This window comes from Parasphingorhabdus sp. DH2-15 (assembly GCF_051668705.1).
Lineage (GTDB): Bacteria > Pseudomonadota > Alphaproteobacteria > Sphingomonadales > Sphingomonadaceae > Alterisphingorhabdus.
In genome coordinates, this window is record NZ_CP196351.1 from 138,583 (window position 1) to 159,627 (window position 21,045).

At 51.3% G+C, this 21,045-nt stretch carries 23 protein-coding genes; 12 read left to right on the forward strand and 11 right to left on the reverse strand.

Features of this window, described 5'->3' with window-relative positions; all coding sequences use genetic code 11:
- Positions 1 to 53 precede the first annotated feature (53 nt).
- From ACR9YC_RS00615 to ACR9YC_RS00625, 3 genes are all read right to left on the reverse strand, one after another.
- Positions 54 to 302: a helix-turn-helix transcriptional regulator gene (locus ACR9YC_RS00615; protein ID WP_438728683.1), complete on the reverse strand. Its 249-nt coding sequence runs from the start codon at positions 300 to 302 to the stop codon at positions 54 to 56.
- Positions 299 to 721, reverse strand: a complete 423-nt coding sequence (locus ACR9YC_RS00620; protein ID WP_438728685.1) for a hypothetical protein — start codon at positions 719 to 721, stop codon at positions 299 to 301. The genes ACR9YC_RS00615 and ACR9YC_RS00620 overlap by 4 nt, the downstream gene beginning before the upstream one ends.
- A gap of 283 nt (positions 722 to 1,004) precedes the next feature.
- On the reverse strand, positions 1,005 to 1,277 hold the full coding sequence (locus ACR9YC_RS00625) for a hypothetical protein (RefSeq protein ID WP_438728687.1): 273 nt from the start codon (positions 1,275 to 1,277) through the stop codon (positions 1,005 to 1,007).
- A gap of 147 nt (positions 1,278 to 1,424) precedes the next feature.
- Between ACR9YC_RS00625 and ACR9YC_RS00630 the strand changes: the two genes are divergently transcribed.
- Positions 1,425 to 1,571, forward strand: coding sequence for a DUF2256 domain-containing protein (locus tag ACR9YC_RS00630; protein ID WP_438728689.1), 147 nt, complete (start codon positions 1,425 to 1,427; stop codon positions 1,569 to 1,571).
- On the opposite strand, the gene ACR9YC_RS00635 is transcribed toward ACR9YC_RS00630, so the two are convergent.
- Positions 1,568 to 2,152, reverse strand: coding sequence for a hypothetical protein (locus ACR9YC_RS00635; protein ID WP_438728691.1), 585 nt, complete (start codon positions 2,150 to 2,152; stop codon positions 1,568 to 1,570). The two genes, ACR9YC_RS00630 and ACR9YC_RS00635, sit on opposite strands and share 4 nt — an antisense overlap.
- A 172-nt stretch (positions 2,153 to 2,324) precedes the next feature.
- On the reverse strand, positions 2,325 to 4,499 hold the full coding sequence (gene katG / locus ACR9YC_RS00640) for a catalase/peroxidase HPI (RefSeq protein ID WP_438728693.1): 2,175 nt from the start codon (positions 4,497 to 4,499) through the stop codon (positions 2,325 to 2,327).
- Positions 4,500 to 4,694: 195 nt separating this feature from the next.
- On the opposite strand from katG, the gene ACR9YC_RS00645 reads away from it, so the two are divergent.
- Complete coding sequence (locus ACR9YC_RS00645; RefSeq protein WP_438728695.1) at positions 4,695 to 5,429, forward strand: alpha/beta fold hydrolase; 735 nt, start codon at positions 4,695 to 4,697, stop codon at positions 5,427 to 5,429.
- A gap of 17 nt (positions 5,430 to 5,446) precedes the next feature.
- Here the strand turns inward: ACR9YC_RS00645 and ACR9YC_RS00650 are convergent, their stop codons facing one another.
- From ACR9YC_RS00650 to ACR9YC_RS00665, 4 genes are all read right to left on the reverse strand, one after another.
- Positions 5,447 to 6,136: a hypothetical protein gene (locus ACR9YC_RS00650; protein ID WP_438728696.1), complete on the reverse strand. Its 690-nt coding sequence runs from the start codon at positions 6,134 to 6,136 to the stop codon at positions 5,447 to 5,449.
- A 3-nt stretch (positions 6,137 to 6,139) separates the two neighbouring features.
- Positions 6,140 to 7,663: a fumarate hydratase gene (locus tag ACR9YC_RS00655; RefSeq protein WP_438728698.1), complete on the reverse strand. Its 1,524-nt coding sequence runs from the start codon at positions 7,661 to 7,663 to the stop codon at positions 6,140 to 6,142.
- Positions 7,664 to 7,741: 78 nt separating this feature from the next.
- On the reverse strand, positions 7,742 to 9,619 hold the full coding sequence (locus ACR9YC_RS00660; RefSeq protein ID WP_438728700.1) for a hypothetical protein: 1,878 nt from the start codon (positions 9,617 to 9,619) through the stop codon (positions 7,742 to 7,744).
- Positions 9,603 to 11,321 (reverse strand): Hsp70 family protein, encoded by a 1,719-nt coding sequence (locus ACR9YC_RS00665; RefSeq protein WP_438728702.1) that lies wholly within the window; start codon positions 11,319 to 11,321, stop codon positions 9,603 to 9,605. Before ACR9YC_RS00665 ends, ACR9YC_RS00660 begins: the two co-directional genes overlap by 17 nt.
- Before the next feature lie 717 nt (positions 11,322 to 12,038).
- On the opposite strand from ACR9YC_RS00665, the gene ACR9YC_RS00670 reads away from it, so the two are divergent.
- The 7 genes from ACR9YC_RS00670 (at position 12,039) to ACR9YC_RS00700 (ending at position 18,254) form a co-directional block, all read left to right on the forward strand.
- A complete protein-coding gene (locus ACR9YC_RS00670; protein WP_438731891.1) occupies positions 12,039 to 13,919 on the forward strand; it encodes a ribonucleoside-diphosphate reductase subunit alpha in 1,881 nt (626 codons plus the stop codon).
- A 154-nt stretch (positions 13,920 to 14,073) separates the two neighbouring features.
- Positions 14,074 to 14,823: an FkbM family methyltransferase gene (locus ACR9YC_RS00675; protein WP_438728704.1), complete on the forward strand. Its 750-nt coding sequence runs from the start codon at positions 14,074 to 14,076 to the stop codon at positions 14,821 to 14,823.
- Entirely contained in the window at positions 14,824 to 16,125 is a 1,302-nt protein-coding gene (locus ACR9YC_RS00680) for a glycosyltransferase (RefSeq protein ID WP_438728706.1), read from the forward strand.
- 66 nt (positions 16,126 to 16,191) lie between these two features.
- Entirely contained in the window at positions 16,192 to 17,247 is a 1,056-nt protein-coding gene (locus ACR9YC_RS00685) for a ribonucleotide-diphosphate reductase subunit beta (RefSeq protein ID WP_438728708.1), read from the forward strand.
- A 3-nt stretch (positions 17,248 to 17,250) separates the two neighbouring features.
- A complete protein-coding gene (locus ACR9YC_RS00690; protein WP_438728710.1) occupies positions 17,251 to 17,487 on the forward strand; it encodes a hypothetical protein in 237 nt (78 codons plus the stop codon).
- 135 nt (positions 17,488 to 17,622) lie between these two features.
- Positions 17,623 to 17,925, forward strand: a complete 303-nt coding sequence (locus tag ACR9YC_RS00695) for a GIY-YIG nuclease family protein (RefSeq protein WP_438728712.1) — start codon at positions 17,623 to 17,625, stop codon at positions 17,923 to 17,925.
- Between the two features lie 110 nt (positions 17,926 to 18,035).
- Positions 18,036 to 18,254, forward strand: coding sequence for a hypothetical protein (locus tag ACR9YC_RS00700; protein WP_438728714.1), 219 nt, complete (start codon positions 18,036 to 18,038; stop codon positions 18,252 to 18,254).
- A 42-nt stretch (positions 18,255 to 18,296) separates the two neighbouring features.
- On the opposite strand, the gene ACR9YC_RS00705 is transcribed toward ACR9YC_RS00700, so the two are convergent.
- Positions 18,297 to 18,749, reverse strand: coding sequence for a thermonuclease family protein (locus ACR9YC_RS00705; RefSeq protein ID WP_438728716.1), 453 nt, complete (start codon positions 18,747 to 18,749; stop codon positions 18,297 to 18,299).
- Positions 18,750 to 18,829: 80 nt separating this feature from the next.
- Here ACR9YC_RS00705 and ACR9YC_RS00710 point away from each other — a divergent pair, with 80 nt between their 5' ends.
- Positions 18,830 to 19,411 carry a DsrE family protein gene (locus ACR9YC_RS00710; RefSeq protein ID WP_438728718.1) on the forward strand — a complete coding sequence of 194 codons (582 nt, stop codon included), beginning with the start codon at positions 18,830 to 18,832 and terminating at the stop codon, positions 19,409 to 19,411.
- An 11-nt stretch (positions 19,412 to 19,422) separates the two neighbouring features.
- Entirely contained in the window at positions 19,423 to 19,749 is a 327-nt protein-coding gene (locus tag ACR9YC_RS00715) for a DUF952 domain-containing protein (protein ID WP_438728720.1), read from the forward strand.
- Between the two features lie 35 nt (positions 19,750 to 19,784).
- Here the strand turns inward: ACR9YC_RS00715 and ACR9YC_RS00720 are convergent, their stop codons facing one another.
- Positions 19,785 to 20,294, reverse strand: a complete 510-nt coding sequence (locus tag ACR9YC_RS00720; protein ID WP_438728722.1) for a thermonuclease family protein — start codon at positions 20,292 to 20,294, stop codon at positions 19,785 to 19,787.
- A gap of 265 nt (positions 20,295 to 20,559) precedes the next feature.
- Here ACR9YC_RS00720 and ACR9YC_RS00725 point away from each other — a divergent pair, with 265 nt between their 5' ends.
- Entirely contained in the window at positions 20,560 to 20,844 is a 285-nt protein-coding gene (locus ACR9YC_RS00725; protein WP_438728724.1) for a hypothetical protein, read from the forward strand.
- Positions 20,845 to 21,045: the final 201 nt, after the last annotated feature.

Genomic DNA, 21,045 nt, shown 5'->3' on the forward strand with positions numbered 1-21,045 from the left:
TTCTCAAGACCAATACATACTCTTATTCTGTTTGGGGGGCGTGCCGTCTGCCTTTAGCTATCCGCTTCGCAAATTGCGTCCCCCTTGTCTTGTATAGCTTCGCTTTCTTTCCATTGGTTATAAAACAGCGTCTCTACTGGGACGTGGAAAAACGCGGCCATGCGATATGCCATCGGTAGAGAGGGGTCGTATTTCTCCGCTTCCATCGCGATAATGGACTGCCGAGTTACTTCGACTGCATCCGCTAGCTCAAGCTGGCTCAAGCCGCGCTTTTTGCGGTGGCTCCGTAAGCAGTTCTTCATTCACCCGAACGGAAACTGAAATCCCGCCCCTTCAGCCACCAAAATGCATAAAAGATGACAGAGCAAACAAGTTGCATGACCATGAGTGTTGCGACCCCTAAGGTGAATTCGCTTTTGGCTAATCCTGTTACGCTGATAATGAGTGCGCTCATCGCCACGCCGCCTATGCAACCCCAGTACCAGCTGGTGGCATGGCCTTGGCGTTGTATATCGTCGAGGCCTTTCCAAAACCGTGAGCCGAACACGAATATAGCTGAAAAGCCGATAACAACAAAGCCTGTCGCCAGCCAACCGCCCTCATCCACGCTCCAAGCGCGCAAAGCAGCTTTTATGGCCACCGCCGCAGCTGCAAGGGTCAGAATGGTTAAGCTCATCATCACGGTCCGGCGGGACTGTTTCTCGGAATATGTTTTGGACATGAAATGCTCCTTTCGATGTAATAACCTTTTTACATTTGAAGGAAAAATGTTAAAACTTCTTTACATTGCAATGATCGGTTAGGTTATTAAATCGAGGAAGAGAAATACCGCGGCTAAGCGCCAGTGGTGCTGCATGCGCCCTCTCTGCTCTCAGTAATTGGTGTCGAAAATCACTGTTTAGTGAAAAGATATTGAATGAAAGCAATGCCTTCACGATTGAGGCCGTTTCTCCATCCGCTTTCCCCATCAAGCATAAAGTGAATAGGTGGCATGGTCGCTCGCCTCACCTCCGCCCGCTGAGCAATATCCATGCCGCGCCGGCATTGAGCAAGGTATAGCCAATATAGGCGCCTATGGCGAAGGCAAAGCCTTGATGGGCGAAACTCATGGCTGCGACCAAAATGACATATTCCAGCGCATAGCCGCCCCAGCCGCCGGTTGCTTTATCAAATGCTGCGCGGCTGCCCTGAATAGCAGGATGGCCGGATTCCATCACTGCTTTGTGCATGGCAAAATTGCCGGTACCAAGGACGAACAGGAAAAACAGAACTGCCATGATTATAATATAGCGTGCTTTTTGCGTTTGCCCACTGGTGAAAAATCTGGGTGCGGCGCTATAGTAGGAATAATATATTGATACATGGCTAGCACTTGCAAAGTTATGTGCGGTGCGGAACAAGATAGATTAAGAACGGATAGCGCATTGGCCCACAAAAAACCGTATCTGCCTGAAAAGACGTGTCCGGTTTGTGAGCGGCCTTTTGCATGGCGCAAAAAATGGGCGCGTGATTGGGACAATGTTGTTTATTGCTCCGAACGCTGCCGCCGTACTGGCAAAAACGCGGGTTAAACAGGGTCTGGCAAAGCCGTATCGTTTTGCGGCGCGTTTTTAACGTCCGGTTGTTGCAATATTACAGGGTTGCCATCAGGCGAGATGTCGGGAGACGCGTAAGGAGCGGTTGGACTTTCTTGCGCTGGCAGTTGATCAGCAAAATAAAAGCCAGAAATAACCTCCTGCTCGACATAGCCGCCATGATAAAGGTCCATATAGACTTGTGTGGTGCCAGGCGCAGCATCACCGCAATCAACCTCGTAAAGATCGACAATATAGCCATAAACGCCTTCCCCTACATTGCCACTGCGCGCATATTCTGGGCGTGAACCATCAGCGCAGCGCAGCCGGTCGAGATATTCACGCTGACCCTGTGCAGCATCCGCACGTACTGGGTTTTTCTGACTGCCCAATGGGTGTTTATAGGCTTTTTTGACCAGTTTTTTATATTGCTTGTCTGACGGAATGGGGATTCCAAAGCCTTCCATCATGCGTTGATTGTCATTTGGCTCACCGCGTTCCGTGCTTTGTGCCATAGCGGTTGATAGCGGCGACAGAACCAAAGTTGCTGCAACCAATTTAAGCGTGAAATGCTGCATCTAACCTCTCCTCAACATACAATGCTGACATGATAGCGGCGGTAATTCCAGAGCGATTTTATAATATATCTGGTTTTTACATCACAGCCTTTGTCAATCAAATGCACAAAAAAGGGCGACCCGTTGCTGGGCCGCCCTCTATTCTTGCTCGTAATTTTGGTTTTAAGCCATATTAGAAACGGCCAGCATCCATAACTTTGGTCCATGCGGCGACAAAGGTTTTGGTGAAGCGTTCTGCCGCATCGTCACTGGCAAAAACTTCGGCTTGCGCGCGCAATACCGAGTTGGAACCAAAGATCAGGTCGGCCCGTGTGCCGGTCCATTTGGTTTCACCAGTCTTACGGTCTTTGCCAACAAAGCTGTCTTCCGCGTCGGAGGTTGCTTCCCATTGAACGCCCAAATCAAGAATATTCTTGAAGAAGTCATTGCTCAGCGTACCGGTATTTTCGGTCAGCACGCCATGGTTTGAACCGCCAACATTGATGTTGATGCTGCGCAAGCCGCCCAACAAAGCTGTCATTTCCGGCATGGTCAGGCCGAGCATTTCGGACTTTTCAACCAGCAAAGCCTCTTGCGAGCGCATTTGGGTGCCAGTGGTGAAGTTACGGAAACCATCAGCGCGTGGCTCAAGTGGCTCGAAACTTTCTGCATCGGTCTGATCTGCGCTCGCATCGGTGCGGCCCGGTGTGAACGGCACGGTGATGTTATGGCCGGCATCTTTCGCTGCTTTTTCAACAGCAGCACAACCGCCCAGCACAATCAGGTCAGCAAGTGATACGGTTTTGCCCGTGGCGTTAAATGTACTCTGAATACCGGTCAGGGTTTCCAATGCTGTGGCCAGCTCGGCTGGTTCATTGGCAGCCCAATCTTTTTGCGGAGCCAAACGGATACGCGCGCCGTCACTGCCACCGCGGTGATCGGTGTTGCGATAGGTTGACGCTGACGCCCAGGCCGTTGCAACCAGACGCGCGGTTGACAGGCCGCTATCCAGAATTTGCGCTTTCAAGGATGCAATATCGGCATCATTGATCAGCTCGTGATCAACAGCCGGTACCGGATCTTGCCAAATCAGATCTTCGGCTGGAACTTCCGCACCTTTATAACGGGCTTTCGGGCCCATATCGCGGTGTGTCAGCTTAAACCATGCACGGGCAAAGGCGTCGGCAAATTGATCAGGATTGTCGCGAAAACGCTCAGATATTTTGCGATAATCAGGATCCATTTTCATGGCCATATCGGCCGTTGTCATCATCAATGGCTGTGTTTGGCTCGGGTCATGCGCCGCAGGAGCCTCTGGTGCATCCTGGCCAGCCTTTGGTGTCCATTGATGTGCACCAGCGGGTGATTTGGTCAATTCCCACTCATAGCCCAGCAGCACTTCGAAATAGCCATTGTCCCATGCGATCGGATTGGCTGTCCATGCGCCTTCAATACCAGAGGTAATCGCATCGCCGCCTTTGCCGCTGCCATGCTTGCTGATCCAGCCCATGCCCATTGCGGTCATATCTTCGCCTTCTGGCTCAGGGCCGACCAGATCGGCATCGCCAGCGCCATGCGCTTTACCAAAGGTGTGGCCACCTGCGGTTAGAGCGACGGTTTCTTCGTCATTCATCGCCATACGCGCAAAGGTCACGCGGATATCATGCGCACTACCCAGAGGATCAGGCTCACCAGATGGGCCTTCAGGGTTTACATAGATAAGACCCATATGCACGGCGCCTAATGGATCAATCAGCTCACGCTCACCAACAAAGCGATCTTCGCCCATCCATTCAGATTCGGGGCCCCAGTTGATTTCTTCAGGCTCCCAAACATCGGTACGGCCGCCAGCAAAACCAAATGGTTTTAGACCCATATGTTCAATCGCGCAGTTGCCAGCGAAGACCAGCAAATCGGCCCAGCTCAGTTTCGCGCCATATTTTGTTTTAATTGGTTGCAACAGCAAGCGCGCTTTGTCGAGATTGGCATTATCGGGCCAGCTATTGAGCGGTGCAAAACGCTGCTGCCCTGTGCCAGCGCCGCCACGGCCATCAAATGTACGATAGGTGCCAGCTGCGTGCCATGCCATGCGGACAAATAATGGGCCGTAATGACCATAATCGGCTGGCCACCAGTCCTGCGAGTCTGTCAGAAGCGCAAAAATGTCCTGACGCACAGCTTCAAGGTCAAGGCTCTCAAATGCTTCCGCATAATCAAAATCTTCGCCCATAGGGTCGTTTTGCGGGTGGTTGCGCTTTAATGGTGTAAGGTCCAGTGCATTGGGCCACCATAGCTGGTTGGTCATATGGCCAACAACGGCCTGAATACTGGTGCCGCCGTGCATGGGGCATTTGCTTTGTTCGTTCATGTCAATCTCCTGAAAATACGGAAGGGGAATATTTTTCTATCCAGTCTTTTATGCCAGATTCGCACCAATCGATCAAAACGATTTTTTGATAAAGACTGATTGAGTGACCCACTCAATATATATGGTTTGTCTCTCGTCCTCGCTGCTCTGACTGATGCTCTTTACATTATAGAGACGAGGGTAGATGATTACATCATGGCAATAATATTTTTACACGGCGTGCCAGACACGCCCATAGTCTGGCAGCCGTTAATCGCGGCGCTTAATCTGAGTGATGACAGCTATATCGCTCCTAATTTACCTGGTTTTGCTGCGCCTTCGCCGCGCGGTTTTGCTGCAACCAAAGAGGCTTATGTCGATTGGCTGATTTCGCAGGTGGAAAAATCCTATGCGCAAAGCGGGCCGGTTCATCTGGTCGGCCATGATTGGGGCGCGATTTTGTGTGTCCGCGCGGCGTGTTTGCGGCCCGATCTCGTGGCTAGCTGGGCCGTCAGCAATGCTGTGCCAGAGCCGACATATCAATGGCACCGCGCCGCACGCATGTGGCAGACACCTTTATTGGGTGAGCTTGGAATGGTAATGCTGAACAATGCCAAAGCAGAGAGGGTTTTGATACAATCCGGAATGCCGGAGGATATGGCGAAGATTGAAGCAGCATATGTCGATAAGGTGATGAAAAGTGCGATCCTTAAACTCTATCGCTCTGCCAAGACCATGGCTGATGATTGGGGCAATGATTTGACCCGCCTGTCCAAAAAAGGCCTGCTATTATGGGGTGCGGATGATCCTTTTGTGCCATTGGAGACAGCGCTTGCTTTTTCAAAACGAACCAAGATACCATTGCATATCGAAGAAGGTGCTGGTCACTGGGCGATTGTTGAGCGCGCGGACAGCATGGCGGCGCAGTTGCAAGGTTTTTGGTCTGCGTAAAAACTGCCCTGACCATTTTAGCCAGAAGCAAAAAGTTTATCGACCGATCCGCCATTTTTGGCCAACAATCGAGCGACATCTTGGCGACCTTGATAATAGATAAGTGCTGGATGGTCCTGTCCTGAGGCTTTCAGCTTGGTAACATCATCTGCGCTAAGGCTCGATTCCTGCGCGATATAATCGGCATAGCCTTCCACCTTCCAACCCGGGAACAGAGCAGATTGTATAAAGCCGAAATGCTGACGGATAAGGGCATGTGTTCGCTCATGGGCTATAACAGAAACAAGGCTACGCTCGCCGCCCATCGCCTTGCCATTATAGATTTTGCCCGCTGCAATATCGGTGCGGTTAAATACCATGTTGGTGGTCAGCGGCCGGTTGAGCGCAAAGGCACCACTGGCCCCAAATGCCAGCCATTTCCAGCGCCAGCCGCCATTGGTCAAAACAATCACATGATCATAGTCATCACCATAGATAGCGCTGGCACGCAGCAGTTTATCTGATTGCGCCAATGCCTTTGCAAAGGCTGGCGTAATTTCGCTCTCGGAATAGACAATCGTGTCGCCAAAACGCTTGGCATAAGGGAAGAGCAGAAATTGCGGGGCCAGTAATGGCGCAAAGGCGATAAAGGCCAACATTAAGGCCAGCCTTTTGCCCCAATAGCCTTTAGGCTTAGCGGAGTTAGTATTAGTATCGCTTGGTGACAAAGGTTATGCCCTTTCCAGCAATTTCTCTTTCTTGATCTTCTCTTGCCAGACCAAGGGCGCCAGATGGTGCACGCTATTGCCCTCAGCATCGACAGCGACGGTGACGGGCATATCCTGCACCTCAAATTCGTAAATCGCCTCCATGCCCAATTCGGCAAAACCAACCACCTTGCTGCCTTTAATGGCGCGGCTGACCAGATAGGCACTGCCGCCAACCGCCATCAAATAGGCCGAACCGTGTTTTTTGATCGCTTCAATGGCCATTGGCCCACGTTCGGCCTTGCCGACCATGGCCAACAATCCCTCGCCCAGCATCATATCGGTGAATTTGTCCATCCGCGTTGCAGTAGTTGGGCCAGCAGGGCCGACCACTTCCTCACCCACCGGATCAACCGGGCCAACATAATAGATAACCCGCCCGGCAAATTCGACCGGCAAAGGCTCGCCAGCATCCAGCATATCCTTGATGCGTTTGTGCGCGGCATCGCGGCCGGTCAGCATCTTGCCATTGAGCAGCAAGCGATCACCCTGTTTCCAGCTGGCAACCTCCTCTTGCGTCAATGCATCAAGCTGCACGCGCTTTGCCTCTTTAGATGGGGTCCAGTTGACATCGGGCCATTCGTCCAGCTTCGGGGCCTCCAAATAGGCCGGGCCAGAGCCATCAAGTGTGAAATGCGCATGGCGTGTGGCCGCACAATTAGGGATCATAGCTACGGGCTTGCCAGCTGCGTGACACGGTGCATCATAAATCTTCACATCCAAAATGGTGGACAGCCCGCCAAGCCCCTGCGCCCCAATGCCCAGTGCATTGACCTTGTCAAAAATCTCGATCCGCATTTCTTCCAATGCGCTACCGGGGCCACGCTGTTTTAACTGGGCCATATCAATCGGCTCCATCAGCGATTTTTTGGCGAGCAATACGGCATGTTCCGCCGTGCCGCCAATACCGATGCCCAACATGCCAGGCGGGCACCAGCCCGCCCCCATTTGCGGGATCATATCCAGCACCCAGCCAACAATATCATCACTGGGGTTCATCATCTTGAATTTGGATTTATTCTCACTGCCGCCGCCCTTGGCCGCGACATCAATATCGACCTTGCTGCCCGGTACCATATCGACATGCAGAACGCATGGTGTGTTGTCTTTGGTGTTGCGCCGGGTAAAGGCCGGATCAGCCAGCACAGAGGCCCGCAATTTGTTTTCCGGGTGCAGATAGGCACGGCGCACACCTTCATCGACAATATCCTGCATCGCACGGCTGGTGTCATCAAGCCGGCAATCCATGCCCCATTTGATAAACACGTTGACGATGCCGGTATCCTGACAAATTGGCCGATGCCCCTCTGCGCACATGCGGCTGTTGGTCAAAATCTGCGCAATGGCATCCTTGGCCGCGGGCCCTTGCTCGGCTGTATAAGCCTCACCCAAAGCGCGGATATAATCCATGGGGTGATAATAGCTGATAAATTGCAGCGCATCGGCGACACTTTCGATCAGATCATCGGCTTTGATTAAGGTCGTCATGGGCAATCATCCTGTACAAAAGGCTATAATGTCTTGATGTTCGCTATTTAGGCCAAGATGGCTTTCTGGCCAAATAATTTATCGTCCTGCGCCGCGTAGCTGATAGCGGTCCCAAATGGTTGCGCCCATCCGCCAAATAATGGCCAAGGCTGCGATATAGGGCGCCTGCCAGATTATCAGGCCGCCAATTGCGATAATGGCGAAAAACCAGATACCCTTATCTTCATAGATAATTGCTTTGTCCAAAACTGCGGCGCAATAGAGCAGGATTATATATACCGGTATGGCAAATAGACGCAGGATATTGCGAATATCTGCGTCTATTTCCAGCTGTGCAATATAGCCTTGCAGGCCGAACATGAGCAAAGCGAGTAACCCGAGCAACGCACATAGGGCAATGTGCAGCCATGGCCGCACTGTCTGCATATAGTCCTGCCAGTCCTGCTGATGCCGAACCATGACCCATATGGTTATGGCGGCAATGACGATCAGCATGTCGAGCATAGTGTTAAAGCCCTCCAACACCAGATAGTTGATTATCAATGCCGCGATCAATAGCGCGAGCAGGCGCGCGGCCCAACGCTCAGTAAATGTCAGATAATCAAAGGGGTCTGGCTTAATGCGCAGGAAAAAGCGCAATGCAGCAGCTATAACCAATATAATAGCAACAGAGCTAAGGTCGGGCGGTAAGAAGAAAAGCAATAGCGGGAATGCTCCCGTCGCCACAAAACACAGATTCTTCCACGAAAGCCAAGCATATTGCTTGGCCGTAATATCTTCGTCCGGCTTGGCTTTTAAGGGTATTTTATCGACAAAAGTGATGAAGGTTGCGGCAATGCAAGCCGTTGCGTAATAATATAAAGTCGCAAGCGTGACGGCAGTGCCTTGAAAAAGATAAGCGGCGGCGATGGCTATTCCGGGAGCAGTGGTAAAAAAAGTCCATAGTAACTCTTGAGCAGCACCTCGCCATTCGGCAATACCATCCCAAAAGTGGACTGCGTCATCATCCAGCTCATGATATTCCATGCTGGGATATTCTTCGCGAATGCGTTCAAGCAATTTTACGGTTTCACCGCCATACCAAAATGCTTTTAATCGGGCGCGCCATAATGGCGGCTCTGGAGGATGCACAAGCGGCATAATGATATGGCGTTTTTTATTATCAGGCCGCGTTGCGCGCAAAAATGCCGCATGATCATAAGCCCTTTCGCGGGCTTCATCGAGCATATAATTGCCGCTATAGTCTTGCCCGTCTGTCCATTTATAATGATCGCGCACTATGGGGATGATCGGTAGCGCAGCTTCTTCGCCATCAATAATCAAACGTGCTGCCCAAATCTCATTCTGGCCGGACAGCGCGACATTATCATTGGCCGGGTGGGTGAGCATCTGCTGCATCAGCCTAGCCAATTCACTTGCTGTCTCGTCGCCAGATGCGTCGTTTTCTGCCTCTATGCTGGCGCCGTAATAGATGATGTCTTCAATCTGGCGTTTCAGCGCTTCCATGGCGGCTCGCTCAGGGTCAACAATGATGTTGTCAGATTGTGACCAGCGATCTTCGCTTTCGTCTCTGCTGGTATATTGCCTTAGATTGGCATCTTGCGGGTCAATGTCCCAACCCTCGTCATCTTCGTCGCTATAGGCTGTTTCACTTTCTTCATAAGCCTCGTCATCTGCAAGGCTTTCATCATCCATAAAGTCATCGTCATCATAGCGATGCCATTCGCGCTGTTGTATGGCCCGATCATAGGCTGTGCGCAAATCCATAAAGGCTTGCGGCTCAGCATCGACATCGATGGATTTCAGCAATTTGGCATAAGCGCGCTTAATCGCTTTGCGGTCGTCTGTCGCATCAATGCCCAACACAGACCAAGGGTAAGCGCGTGCCATTAATGCCTTGCCATGACGCGGCGCGATGCCGCTTCGGATAAGTTTATCATCATAGGAAGCGGTCACCCTCCAGCTCGTCCAATGCTTTTTCCAGCTCTTTGCGGCCTTCTGCAATCTTGCGCGTGTCTTGCGTGTCTAACAGTCCGGCAAAGCCAGAGATTAAATGGCCGATATAATCGCGCTGTGGCCCTAAATAACCTTGGTAACAGCGCTCGGCCCGCGCCATGAGGGAGGCATTGGCGTCCTCATCACGTGGGTGAATTTTTAGCTTGGCCAGTTCCAATCGGCGCTTCTCAAGGTCTTTGGGCGAAAGCTCATCTGCGCCATCCTGTATAACCAATTGGCGCGTTTCCTGACCATCTTGGTCTTTAACGTCTACCTCCAATAGCCCGCTAACATCATAGGTGAAGCGCACGGAAAAGTAGACTTCGTGCTTTTTGCCTTTGGGCAGTGGCAGTTTCACGTCACCCAGAAAGACATTATTGGCCACCATCCGTGATTCACCCTGATAGACACGCACATCGACGGACCGCTGATTGTCATACATGGGGGAAAAGACATGCTCGCGGCTAACGGGTATAACGGTATTGCGATCAATAATGGGGGAAAATAGGCCAGAAACAATCTGCTTGTTGCCGCGCTCCTCTGCGCTTTCAATACCCAGAGTGAAGGGGCAGACATCGGTCAGTCTTACTTCATCCAGCGCGGCATCACGCATTTTTAGACCGGCCTGAACCGCAGCGCCCAGTGCAATGGCCTCATCAGGGTCGAGCGCAGTTTCAGGAAAGCGGCCAAACATTTTGGTGACCGCTTTGCGCACCACTGGCATGCGTGTCGCGCCGCCAACCAATATCACTTTGCCCAAATCCTCACCGCGCACATCGCTGTCACGCAGTGATTGCAGCACCGGATCGCGCAAACGTTTGATCAGTGGCTGTGACTCGCGTTCAAAACTGGCAGCACTGATCTGTGTGCTATGGCTTTCACCCTGCCAGACAATGCGAAACTCGGTGCTGTCAGTCTTGCTCAAATCACGGCGAACACGTTCTGCTGTGGCCCGTAATATCTCATACAGGGCTGCTGATTCCTCGCTGCCCTCTTCAATATTCCATTTTCCCCAAGGGTCGATTTGGGTGCGCGCCAATTGCACCAGAATATCATTAAAATCTTCCCCGCCCAAACGGTTATCACCCGCCGAAGCGCGCACCTCAATTATGCCCTCAAAAATTTCGACCAGTGAGACATCGAATGTGCCGCCGCCCAGATCAAATATCAGAAATGGCTCTTCTTCTTCCAGCTCGTGAATGCCATGGGCCAGCGCGGCCGCTGTCGGTTCGTTAATAAGCCGCTCTACTTTCAAGCCTGCCAAAGATGCTGCTCTTACTGTAGCTTTGCGTTGTTTATCGTTAAAATAAGCAGGCACGGTGATGATCGCGCTATCGATAGTCTCACTCAGAAAGGCCTCTGCATCTGCCTTCAAACTTTTCAGCACAAAAGATGAGAGGTCTTCAGCAGAAAATTGCCAATCGCCCAGTTGGACGCGTTTGTCAGTGCCAATATAGCGTTTAAAAGCAGTGGCGGTCAGTTTTGGATGATTGGCCTGCCGTTCGCGTGCGGCCATGCCGGTTACTATCTCTCCGTTATCCATGACACTAACCGCTGATGGTGTCAGCACATCGCCCAAGGCATTGGGGATGAGCTTCGCCTGACCATCTTGCCAGACAGCGATTGCAGAATTGGTTGTTCCCAGATCGATTCCGACCAGCATATTGCCCCCCATCACATTACCATATTCTTTAATGCGTAAAGCGCGATAGTTTCAACGCCGTATTTCCAATACATCCAGCAATGAGAGGGAAACCGGTGGAAAATACTGACTTCAGCGGGGCCGCCCTTGTCAGCTTGGCTGGACAGTATTTTGTGAACATATTTTACGCAAATTTTTATCAACATCTCTGGACATGATTTCGCATGGTTTTTTCTCACAGGCCGAAAAATAAATCCGTTTTTTAAGGGAAACCATGAAACTCAAGGCCTTGGCTTTATTTGCTGCATTTTGCTGCGGTGAAACGAATCGGGCGTGCGGTGAACCGAGTCCCTAAACTGTCATTTACCCTCTTGCGTCTGAATCGAATATGGGCACAATAGGTAGTGTAGTTCGAAACGTGGCATAGCAACCTATAGTATCTCTATAAAATGGTAGCGGCAAAACCGTTGTTACCAAATGATACTTTTTGCCATGTATCGCACTTGGGGGGCGAAATCTTGATACGGTCTTGCAACGTATCAAAAAAATGCGCTGTATCCGCACGGGCAAAACAGGCTGAAAAAGATTCGTCTTGCGAATCGAACGAAGCAAGAACATTATGAGGCAATTATGGATTTCAGAGATACAGCGCAGGATAATCTGGTGGATCAAAATAAGACAATAGAAACCAGCGATGGCGGTGCTATCGGTAGTGCGTCAGGCAATGCAGAGGAGGCGATGTTGATCGTTGAAGCCAAGGAAGAGACTGCCTCTGTGACTGAAGAGAAGGTCGAATCTTCTAGCAAGACCGTTAATGCGCGTCGCTTTACAATTATTACCGATGATTCGCGCGATGATAATCTGACCGAATTTGGCAAAGAGACACTGCAAGACCGTTATTTGTTGCCGAATGAAAGCTATCAGGATCTGTTCGCACGTGTGGCAGATGCCTATGCTGATGATCAGGATCACGCGCAGCGGCTTTATGACTATATTTCCAAACTCTGGTTCATGCCGGCCACGCCCGTGCTTTCCAATGGCGGAACAGGGCGCGGCCTGCCCATTTCCTGCTATTTGAACAGCGTTGATGATAGCTTGGGCGGCATTGTTAACACTTGGAATGAAAATGTTTGGCTGGCCAGTAAGGGCGGCGGCATTGGCACCTATTGGGGCAGTGTGCGCGGCATTGGTGAGCCGGTTGGCCTGAACGGCAAAACTAGCGGCATCATCCCTTTTGTGCGGGTTATGGACAGCTTGACGCTGGCGATTTCGCAAGGCTCTTTGCGCCGTGGCAGCGCGGCCTGTTATCTGGATGTCGATCATCCGGAGATTGAGGAATTTCTCGAAATCCGTAAGCCATCAGGCGACTTTAACCGCAAAGCGCTGAATCTGCATCATGGCGTATTGCTAACCGACGAATTTATGGAAGCGGTGCGCGATGGGTCTGAGTTCAACCTGAAGTCACCCAAAACAGGTGAAGTGCGTGGCACGGTTGATGCACGTTCGCTTTTCCAGAAACTGGTCGAAACACGTCTGGCGACCGGCGAACCCTATATCATTTTCAACGATACCGTGAACCGCACCATGCCCAAGCATCATCGTGATCTTGGCTTGAAAGTATCGACATCCAATCTGTGCAGCGAAATCACATTGCCAACCGGCCGTGATCATCTTGGCAATGATCGGACGGCAGTGTGCTGTCTTTCGTCCCTAAACCTTGAAAAATGGGATGAATGGTCAGTTGAAGATATGTTTGTTGAGGATGTTATGCGCTTCCTTGATAATGTGTTGCAGGATTATATTGACCGTGCGCCGGATGAAATGGCGCGGGCCAAATATTCTGCTGCTCGCGAACGTTCGGTCGGCTTGGGCGTAATGGGTTTCCACTCATTCTTACAGGCCCGTAAGTTGGGTTTTGAAAGTGCTTTGGCAAAATCATGGAATATGAAAATCTTCAAACATATTCATGCCAAGGCCAGCGAAGCATCAATGATGCTGGCAAAAGAGCGCGGACCCTGTCCTGATGCTGCTGACCAGGGTGTGATGGAGCGCTTCTCCTGCAAAATGGCAATTGCGCCAACGGCGTCAATCTCCATCATTTGTGGCGGGGCATCAGCCTGTATTGAGCCTATTCCGGCCAATATCTATACGCACAAAACCCTTTCGGGCAGCTTCATTGTGAAAAATCCTTATCTGGAAAAACTGCTCAAGGAAAAATCAAAAGACAGCGCGAATGTCTGGAACTCTATCCTTGAAAAAGGTGGCTCGGTTCAACATCTTGATTTCCTTTCTGTAGAAGAGAAAGAAAGCTTCAAAACCAGTTTTGAAATTGATCAGCGCTGGCTGCTAGAACTGGCTGCGGATCGCACGCCCTATATTGATCAGGCGCAATCGCTGAACCTCTTCATACCAGCCGATGTTGATAAATGGGACTTGCTGATGCTGCACTTCCGTGCGTGGGAATTGGGCATTAAATCGCTTTATTATCTGCGTTCAAAATCTGTGCAGCGGGCCGGTTTTGCTGGCGGTGTTGAGGCAGATAATACGCTTGACCCCAAACAGGTTGAATTGGCGACTGCGGAAACAACCGATTATGATGAATGTCTGGCCTGCCAATAAATCTGAGCACGCTATATTGGTTGCCCGTTGGTGAGCATGCGACTTCGCAGCTGCGTCACCAAATCCAAACCCATATTTTCAATTTTGTGGTTATCACCGCATTGAAAATATGGGTGGGGTAAAGGCTGGTGAATAGGAAGTTAAGTAACCGATTATGAAACGCCAGCTTCGCAACCTACAGACATTTTTTCCGTTTATACGGCCTGCGAAATTTGGCGCTTATAATGCTGCTGCACGATATCTCGGGCTGCGCATCCAGTCAGAGTTTCGCGTTCTTGCTTCATCTATGGCTGGCGGCGTAGCGGTCGATATTGGTGGCAATTGGGGCCAAAGTATTTTGGCATTTAAGCGTATGGCGCGCCCGTCCAAAATCATCAGCTTTGAGCCCAATCAGATTTTGGCCAATCGCCTGAAACATGCTTTTCGCAAAGATGATAAGGTAGAGATACAGGCTTGTGCGCTGGCCCATAAACGCGGGAATTTCACTCTCTTTGTACCGCATTATCGCAACTATATTTATGATGGTCTCGCATCACTTGATGAGGGGGAGGCGCGCAACTGGCTCAATCCCCGCCGCATGATGGGTTTTGACCCTGACAAGCTGCGCCTTGTGGAACAGACTGTGCCTGTTGAGACGCTGGATTCTTTTGATCTTGCGCCAGACTTTGTGAAAATTGACGTACAGGGCGTGGGTTTGGCGGTTGTTAAAGGCGGCATGGAAACTTTTCGCCGCAATCAGCCCATTTCGATCATTGAAAGACCTGGCCGAGAATTGGTCGCTCTGCTCGATTCTATGGGTCTAAAAGCCTATCGCTTTCACAAGGGGCGGTTGGACACCGCATGGAACAGGGCCTTTAATTGCGTGTTTTTGACAGATAAACATCGCATGGAAATGGGGCTGTAATTGACGCAAGACCGCCCTTTGAATGTGCTTTTGGTAACGCCAAACTTCCCGCCTTATGCCATGGCAGGGGCAGCGCGTACCGGCGCATTGGCGCGGCATTGGGCACGGCAGAATGTGCATGTCTATATCTTATCTGCACGCAATGACGATGCTCATGGCCTGCATGATGCGCTGGAAAATGATCATATCCATCCGGAGTTTTTGGCCATTGATCGCGAAACAGCATCACCCGCTGCACAGCAAGCGGCATCAGACACAAAGCCCAGCCTGAACAGAGACCCGGGCGCGTTTCGGCGGCTCATCTGGGGCTTGCGCGCTTTGCCTGATCGCTATCACCCTCACTGGAGCGCGCGGGCCGCTGAGCGTGGAGCGGCGATCATACGCGATAATGCTATTGATTGTATTTATTCATCCGGCCCGCCGCACAGCGTACATATCGCAGCTGCGGAAATTAAACGCGCGACCGGCCTGCCTTGGATATGCGAACAGCGTGACCTTTGGGTGGGCAATCCTTTTGCAGATAGGCCATGGATAACCGAGGCGCTCAATAAGAGACTGGCGCGCAAGGCATTGTCGTTGGCCGATGCCTTTGTGGGGGTAACACATGGCACAGTGGCCGAACTGCAAAGCCAGCATGATGCGCCTGTTCTGCTCGCTTATAATGGCCTTGACCCTGCGGACTTTGAGGGGATTGATGGTGGCGATGTGCCGCCGCCGCTGGATCCGGACAAACTTACCATTGTCCACCCCGGTGTCATTTATGCGGAAAAGCGCGACCCCAGCCCATTATTCGCGGCAGTGGCCAAGATGGAGACGGCCAGCCGAAACGCTATTCGCATGATCTTCTTCCATGACGAATATGATTATGTGCGCGGTCTGGCGCAGACTTATGGCGTAATGGATCAGGTCGAATTTCGGCCTATGGTACCGCGTCACGATGTGCTGGCGCTGGAGCGTCAGGCGGATTTGCTGCTGCTCGCCCATTGGGATGATCCGCGCGGCGATGCGATTATTCCTGGCAAGGTGTTTGAATATATCGGTGCGCGCCGCCCGATCATTGCAACCGCTTCTGCCAGCAGCGAAGTGGCGCAGATTGTCCGCCAAGGCAATTTTGGCCTGTCTGGCGCAACGCCGGATGAGATTGCCGCGCATCTTAGCTATTGGATTGAGGAAAAGCACAAAGCCGGCGGCCGTGTTCCCGATCTGCCAGCCGACCCCATTGCTGATTTTACCCGTGATCGTCAGTTTGAAAAAGTCGATGCACTGATCAACCAGATTCTACCCACAGGCAGGGGAATATAAAATGCGCCCTGTCTTCATTTCCATCAAAAAACCACTATATTTAAGCATGTCCGAGGAGCAGAATCCATGTCACTTTTAGAAGCCCGCACCCAGTATAAACCCTTTGATTATCCATGGGCCTATGACTTTTGGAAACGCCAGCAACAGATTCACTGGATGCCTGAAGAGGTTCCTTTGGGTGAAGATTGCCGCGATTGGGCGCAAAAGATTACTGAGCATGAGCGCAATCTGCTCACGCAAATTTTCCGCTTTTTCACACAAGCCGATGTTGAGGTGCAAAATTGCTACCATGATAAATATGGCCGTGTGTTCAAGCCGACCGAAGTGAAGATGATGCTGACCGCGTTCAGCAATATGGAAACCGTGCATATCGCTGCTTATTCGCATTTGCTGGATACAATCGGCATGCCGGAAAGCGAATATGGCATGTTCCTCGAATATGAGGAAATGGCCGCAAAACATGATTATCTGAACGAATTTGGCGTTGATAATGATGCGGATATTGCCCGCACTTTGGCCATGTTTGGCGGCTTTACTGAAGGGCTGCAGCTATTTGCCAGCTTTGCCATGCTGATGAACTTCCCGCGTTTCAACAAGATGAAGGGCATGGGGCAGATTGTTAGCTGGTCCGTACGCGATGAGTCGCTGCACTGCGAAGGCATTACCCGCCTGTTCCATGAATTTGTGCGCGAGCGTGATTGCCTGACCAAGGCTGTGAAAGAAGATATTATCGATTGTTGTCAAAAGACAGTACGTCTTGAAGATGCGTTTATCGATCTGGCTTTTCAGGACGGCCCGGTCAGCGGCATGACGGCGAAAGAGATTAAGAAATATATCCGCTATATCGCTGATTGGCGCTTGGGCCAGCTGGGCTTTTCACCGGTCTATATGGTGGAAGAACACCCGCTGCCATGGCTCGCACCATTGCTGAACGGTGTGGAGCACGCCAACTTCTTCGAAACCCGCGCTACCGAATATTCCAAAGGCGCAACCCGCGGCGACTGGAACACCGTCTGGGCCAGCTTCGACAAACGCAAAGGCAAACCAGCAGACCCCGCCAATTGCGCCGCCGAAGATGAAGGTGCAGGCCTGTTCGACACTGCTGAGGTTGCTGCGGAGTAGTTTATGGTTACACGCACTGATCTCAAAAAGTGGATTATAGACGGCTTGGCTGCACATGGCGGCCAAGCCACCATTCCAACTATAGCAAAGCATATTTGGGATAATCATGAGAGCGAGCTGCGGCAATCCGGCGATCTATTCTATACATGGCAATATGCCATGCGTTGGGCAGGTCAGAATCTGCAAAAAGAAGGAAAGCTATCGAAAAAGGGTAGCAAACGACAGTGGATACTTCTCTAGATATTCGTGTAATTTTACTAATCTGAGTTAAAGCCGTCATCCCGAGCTTGTTTAGGGATCCCAATCCGTACGCACCCTCTGCTAGAGATGCTGAAACAAGTTCAGCATGACGAATAAACAGTATAGATTGTCGCTATGGAGTTTCAGCCGTGCATCTATATCCTGACAAACAGGCGGCATGGTGTTCCCTATATCGGGGTTACGTCCAATTTGATGCAGCGGATCGCCCAGCATCGTGAAGGCACATTTGCGGGCTTTGCTAAGCGCTATCAGTTGAAGCGATTGGTGCATTTCGAACAATTTGGTACGATGGAACTGGCGATCACGCGGGAGAAGCAATTGAAAAACTGGCATCGTTCGTGGAAGATGAACCTGATCGATAAGCATAATTCTGAATGGCGTGACCTAGCAGAAGATTTAGGCCTCTCGCCTTTATAATGATTTTCACACCATACCGCACTGCCTGTCATCCTGAAAAAAGTTCAGGATGACGCGGGTTCTGGGGTGTGTTCTTTTTCTTCGTCATCCCGAACTTGTTTCGGGATCTTGTGGGTTGGCATGCCTTTGCCGAAGATGCTGAAATATATATGGCATGGCGCAACGGTGGTGTAAGCGTTGATGCTATGGAGTTTCAGCCTTGTGTCTATATCTTTGCCAATCGGCCGCATCATCTGACCTATATTGGGCGGCTGCATTGGCATTGCCATTTCATGCAGAAATTAGAGCTTGAGCCGAAATTGGAATATCTGCCCATGGCGCGGTGGTGATAGAGCGCTGCTTTGCGCTAATGGATGGCAGGTAATTTGATATCACCCACACCAATCCGGCGTTGCTTCAAAGGGTGTGCTGGCATGGACCAGTCCTTTATCGGCCAGAACTAAGCCCAAATCTTTGCCTTTGCGCGTGATGGTGCGCAGTTCGCGGCCATATTGGTCATAGGCGTCTCCGGTCATGATGAATGCGCCGGAGTTAAGCATGTCGCGCAGCGCGGTGCGCGCGGCTTCGCCTTTTTGGTGTTCTGCCGCACATCGTGAAGGGAAAAGCTCGGGCGCGTCGATGCCGATGATGCGGATGCGGCGCCCTTTATAGCGGAATGTATCGCCATCAATCACACAGGCGTTATTCGCGGCCCTTGGGCATAGGGCAAAACGCGCCGCTACATTCTCTATTGGCGGCGGCGCAATGGCAAAGGGCGAAAGCGGATGGCGCAATGCCAGTGCCGCAATGCCGATAATCATCGCCAGAATGAGCAGGTTTCTCATAGAATAGCGCTTACGGTGCTGCGCCGACAAGGGCAAGCAAAGCGCTTGCTGCATGGCGGCTTTAAAGGCATGTTGCGGCTATGACCGATATATCAACACTGCTCGCCAGACTGGCCCTGCTCATGGCCCTTTTACTCTCATTATTTGTCGCGCCTGCAACTGCGCAATTGCCGCCGGGTTTTGCAACGGGACCGGTCTTTGATGATTATGGGCCACATGCACCGATTGACAGCGACACGCCATTGCCGGCCGATATGCAAATGGCGGTCGCCTTTGATGTTGCGGTGGCGAGCGAGGGGGAACTCAACCGCACACTGATTTCGGTAACGCGCTTCATCAACATGCACGTGGCCAATGGCATTGCACGGGACAATATCCGCGTCGCCGTGGTGGTGCACGGTCCAGCCGTGTTCGATATGGCCATGGACAGCGCATATCTGCGCAAATATGATGGGCAGACGGCCAATCCCAATGTGCCGCTTGTCGCTGCACTGTTGGCTCAAGACACGGGCGTTGATGTGCAGATGATCATTTGCGGGCAAAGTGCGTCTGCGCAAGGGCTGGCCAAAAGCGAACTATTGCCTGATGTCAAGATGGAGCTATCCGCCATGACCGCGCATGCACGGCTGCAACAGGCAGACTTTACCCTTAACCCTTTTTGATGGCGGACCAGATGACTACACAAACACAAAATCACCCTGACACCGCCTATAAAATTCTGACTGCTGCGCAATGGGCCATGTTTCAGGCCGCGGGGGAGTTTGCCGGTGCGCCGGTTGATTTGGCCGATGGCTATATTCATTTGTCGAGCGCTGAGCAGTTGCAAGGCACGCTGGACAAGCATTTTTCCGGACAATCCGGCCTTATCATTGCAAAGATTGATCTGGCGCAATTGGGTAAGGACATTGTGTGGGAAGTATCGCGCGGGGGTGCGCTGTTTCCGCATCTTTATAACCGGGCGCTGCCAATGGTGGCGGTGGTGGAAACGCGTTCAGTCTAACGGCCTGACTGAGCGGTTGAATGCGCAGATTGCACTCACACTGCGTTATCGCACCAGCTTTCGCGCCGCCCATGCCAGATATGGGCGAGGCCTTCTTCAACCAATATGTCACCCAAGCTGCGTCCGCCGCGTTTGACGGTGCGCAATAATCGTCCATATCGGTCACGATTGCGCGCTCCCTGCACCAGTGAAAAGCGCTCGGCGTTCATTAAATTGTGCAGTCGCTGCTGTGCTTTAATGCCCAGACGCTTTTCCAGCGCGCATTTGGGGCGGCTGATTTCGGGTGTGTTGATATCGGCAATGCGGATCTTTTCCCCTCGATACCAGAATGTGTCACCATCAACGATGCAGTTGATGCGCCGCGCTCTGCCGCAAATGGAGAAATCAGCCTGCTCAATGTCCGCGGAGCCGATATTGGCGGCCTTTGTCAGACTTGAGCCTTCACTTGCCACCAATATAAGCACTGCAAAGAGCGCTAGCATCAAGACAGGTGCAGCAAATCCAATGTCGCGTGAAGAAGAAGGCGCCGCAATGCGATCTATCATTGCAGAGCGGTTTATAGCAGACGGTGTTTGGGAATTTTGTGCCATGATGGCCCAATGATATCGGCCATTGGCCCATATTGGCTAAAGCGAAACCCTCTATTTTGGAGCAAGCCGGGCTCAATACCGCTCCGCAAATGGCCGGAGGAAATAATAGCTAATATTTATTTTACCTGTTTTGACAAGCTGATGTTCACCAGCGGGAACCGAAAAGATGACCACGTTATGGACAGATTCGTTTTGACTTTGACCGTTGTGGGAACGTGTGATGATATTAGCTGAAGCAATAAATGTAACATATGGCAGCCTCTCCTTTGCAGCCTTTGGTTTGGCCGCAGTTTTGGCGAGCACTGACTGGCGTTTTAGAATGGCTTTAGAGGGCGCATATGTACGCGACCCGGTTGTTCAAGAACGCCTTGACCGGCTCAAGGCTTTGCAGCAGCTGACAGAGATTGCCGATCAGGCCAATGTCGCGCGCGGCCATGCCGAACCGATTATGCCGGAATCTTTTGGCCGCAACATCAAAAAGCAGATGGTTTTTAACCACCGCTAAGACGCCGTTCTGAATAGCTGGCTATCTGAGCCGCTCCCCATAGATCAGGCCATAATAATCCATTATTTAATCACTGCGATTGCGCGAGAAACTTTGTAAAGGCGGGCAAAGCTGGCTCTTGGTCAGGCTTGTCTGAAGCAAGCAATTGCACATGGTAAAGATTTCATTGCCGAATTGTAACTACTTATAAAATAGAAGAAA

Bases quoted from the DNA above. Each gene is read 5' to 3' on its own strand.
- ACR9YC_RS00655 (WP_438728698.1), bottom strand. From the start codon at position 7,663: ATGACGACCTTAATCAAAGCCGATGATCTGATCGAAAGTGTCGCCGAT.
- ACR9YC_RS00615 (WP_438728683.1), bottom strand. From the start codon at position 302: ATGAAGAACTGCTTACGGAGCCACCGCAAAAAGCGCGGCTTGAGCCAG.
- ACR9YC_RS00620 (WP_438728685.1), bottom strand. From the start codon at position 721: ATGTCCAAAACATATTCCGAGAAACAGTCCCGCCGGACCGTGATGATG.
- ACR9YC_RS00635 (WP_438728691.1), bottom strand. From the start codon at position 2,152: ATGCAGCATTTCACGCTTAAATTGGTTGCAGCAACTTTGGTTCTGTCG.
- ACR9YC_RS00665 (WP_438728702.1), bottom strand. From the start codon at position 11,321: ATGCTGGTCGGAATCGATCTGGGAACAACCAATTCTGCAATCGCTGTC.
- ACR9YC_RS00690 (WP_438728710.1), top strand. From the start codon at position 17,251: ATGGTTACACGCACTGATCTCAAAAAGTGGATTATAGACGGCTTGGCT.
- ACR9YC_RS00675 (WP_438728704.1), top strand. From the start codon at position 14,074: ATGAAACGCCAGCTTCGCAACCTACAGACATTTTTTCCGTTTATACGG.
- ACR9YC_RS00725 (WP_438728724.1), top strand. From the start codon at position 20,560: ATGATATTAGCTGAAGCAATAAATGTAACATATGGCAGCCTCTCCTTT.
- ACR9YC_RS00645 (WP_438728695.1), top strand. From the start codon at position 4,695: ATGGCAATAATATTTTTACACGGCGTGCCAGACACGCCCATAGTCTGG.
- ACR9YC_RS00705 (WP_438728716.1), bottom strand. From the start codon at position 18,749: ATGAGAAACCTGCTCATTCTGGCGATGATTATCGGCATTGCGGCACTG.
- ACR9YC_RS00695 (WP_438728712.1), top strand. From the start codon at position 17,623: ATGGAGTTTCAGCCGTGCATCTATATCCTGACAAACAGGCGGCATGGT.
- ACR9YC_RS00715 (WP_438728720.1), top strand. From the start codon at position 19,423: ATGACTACACAAACACAAAATCACCCTGACACCGCCTATAAAATTCTG.
- ACR9YC_RS00710 (WP_438728718.1), top strand. From the start codon at position 18,830: ATGACCGATATATCAACACTGCTCGCCAGACTGGCCCTGCTCATGGCC.
- katG (WP_438728693.1), bottom strand. From the start codon at position 4,499: ATGAACGAACAAAGCAAATGCCCCATGCACGGCGGCACCAGTATTCAG.
- ACR9YC_RS00625 (WP_438728687.1), bottom strand. From the start codon at position 1,277: ATGGCAGTTCTGTTTTTCCTGTTCGTCCTTGGTACCGGCAATTTTGCC.
- ACR9YC_RS00685 (WP_438728708.1), top strand. From the start codon at position 16,192: ATGTCACTTTTAGAAGCCCGCACCCAGTATAAACCCTTTGATTATCCA.
- ACR9YC_RS00670 (WP_438731891.1), top strand. From the start codon at position 12,039: ATGTTGATCGTTGAAGCCAAGGAAGAGACTGCCTCTGTGACTGAAGAG.
- ACR9YC_RS00720 (WP_438728722.1), bottom strand. From the start codon at position 20,294: ATGATAGATCGCATTGCGGCGCCTTCTTCTTCACGCGACATTGGATTT.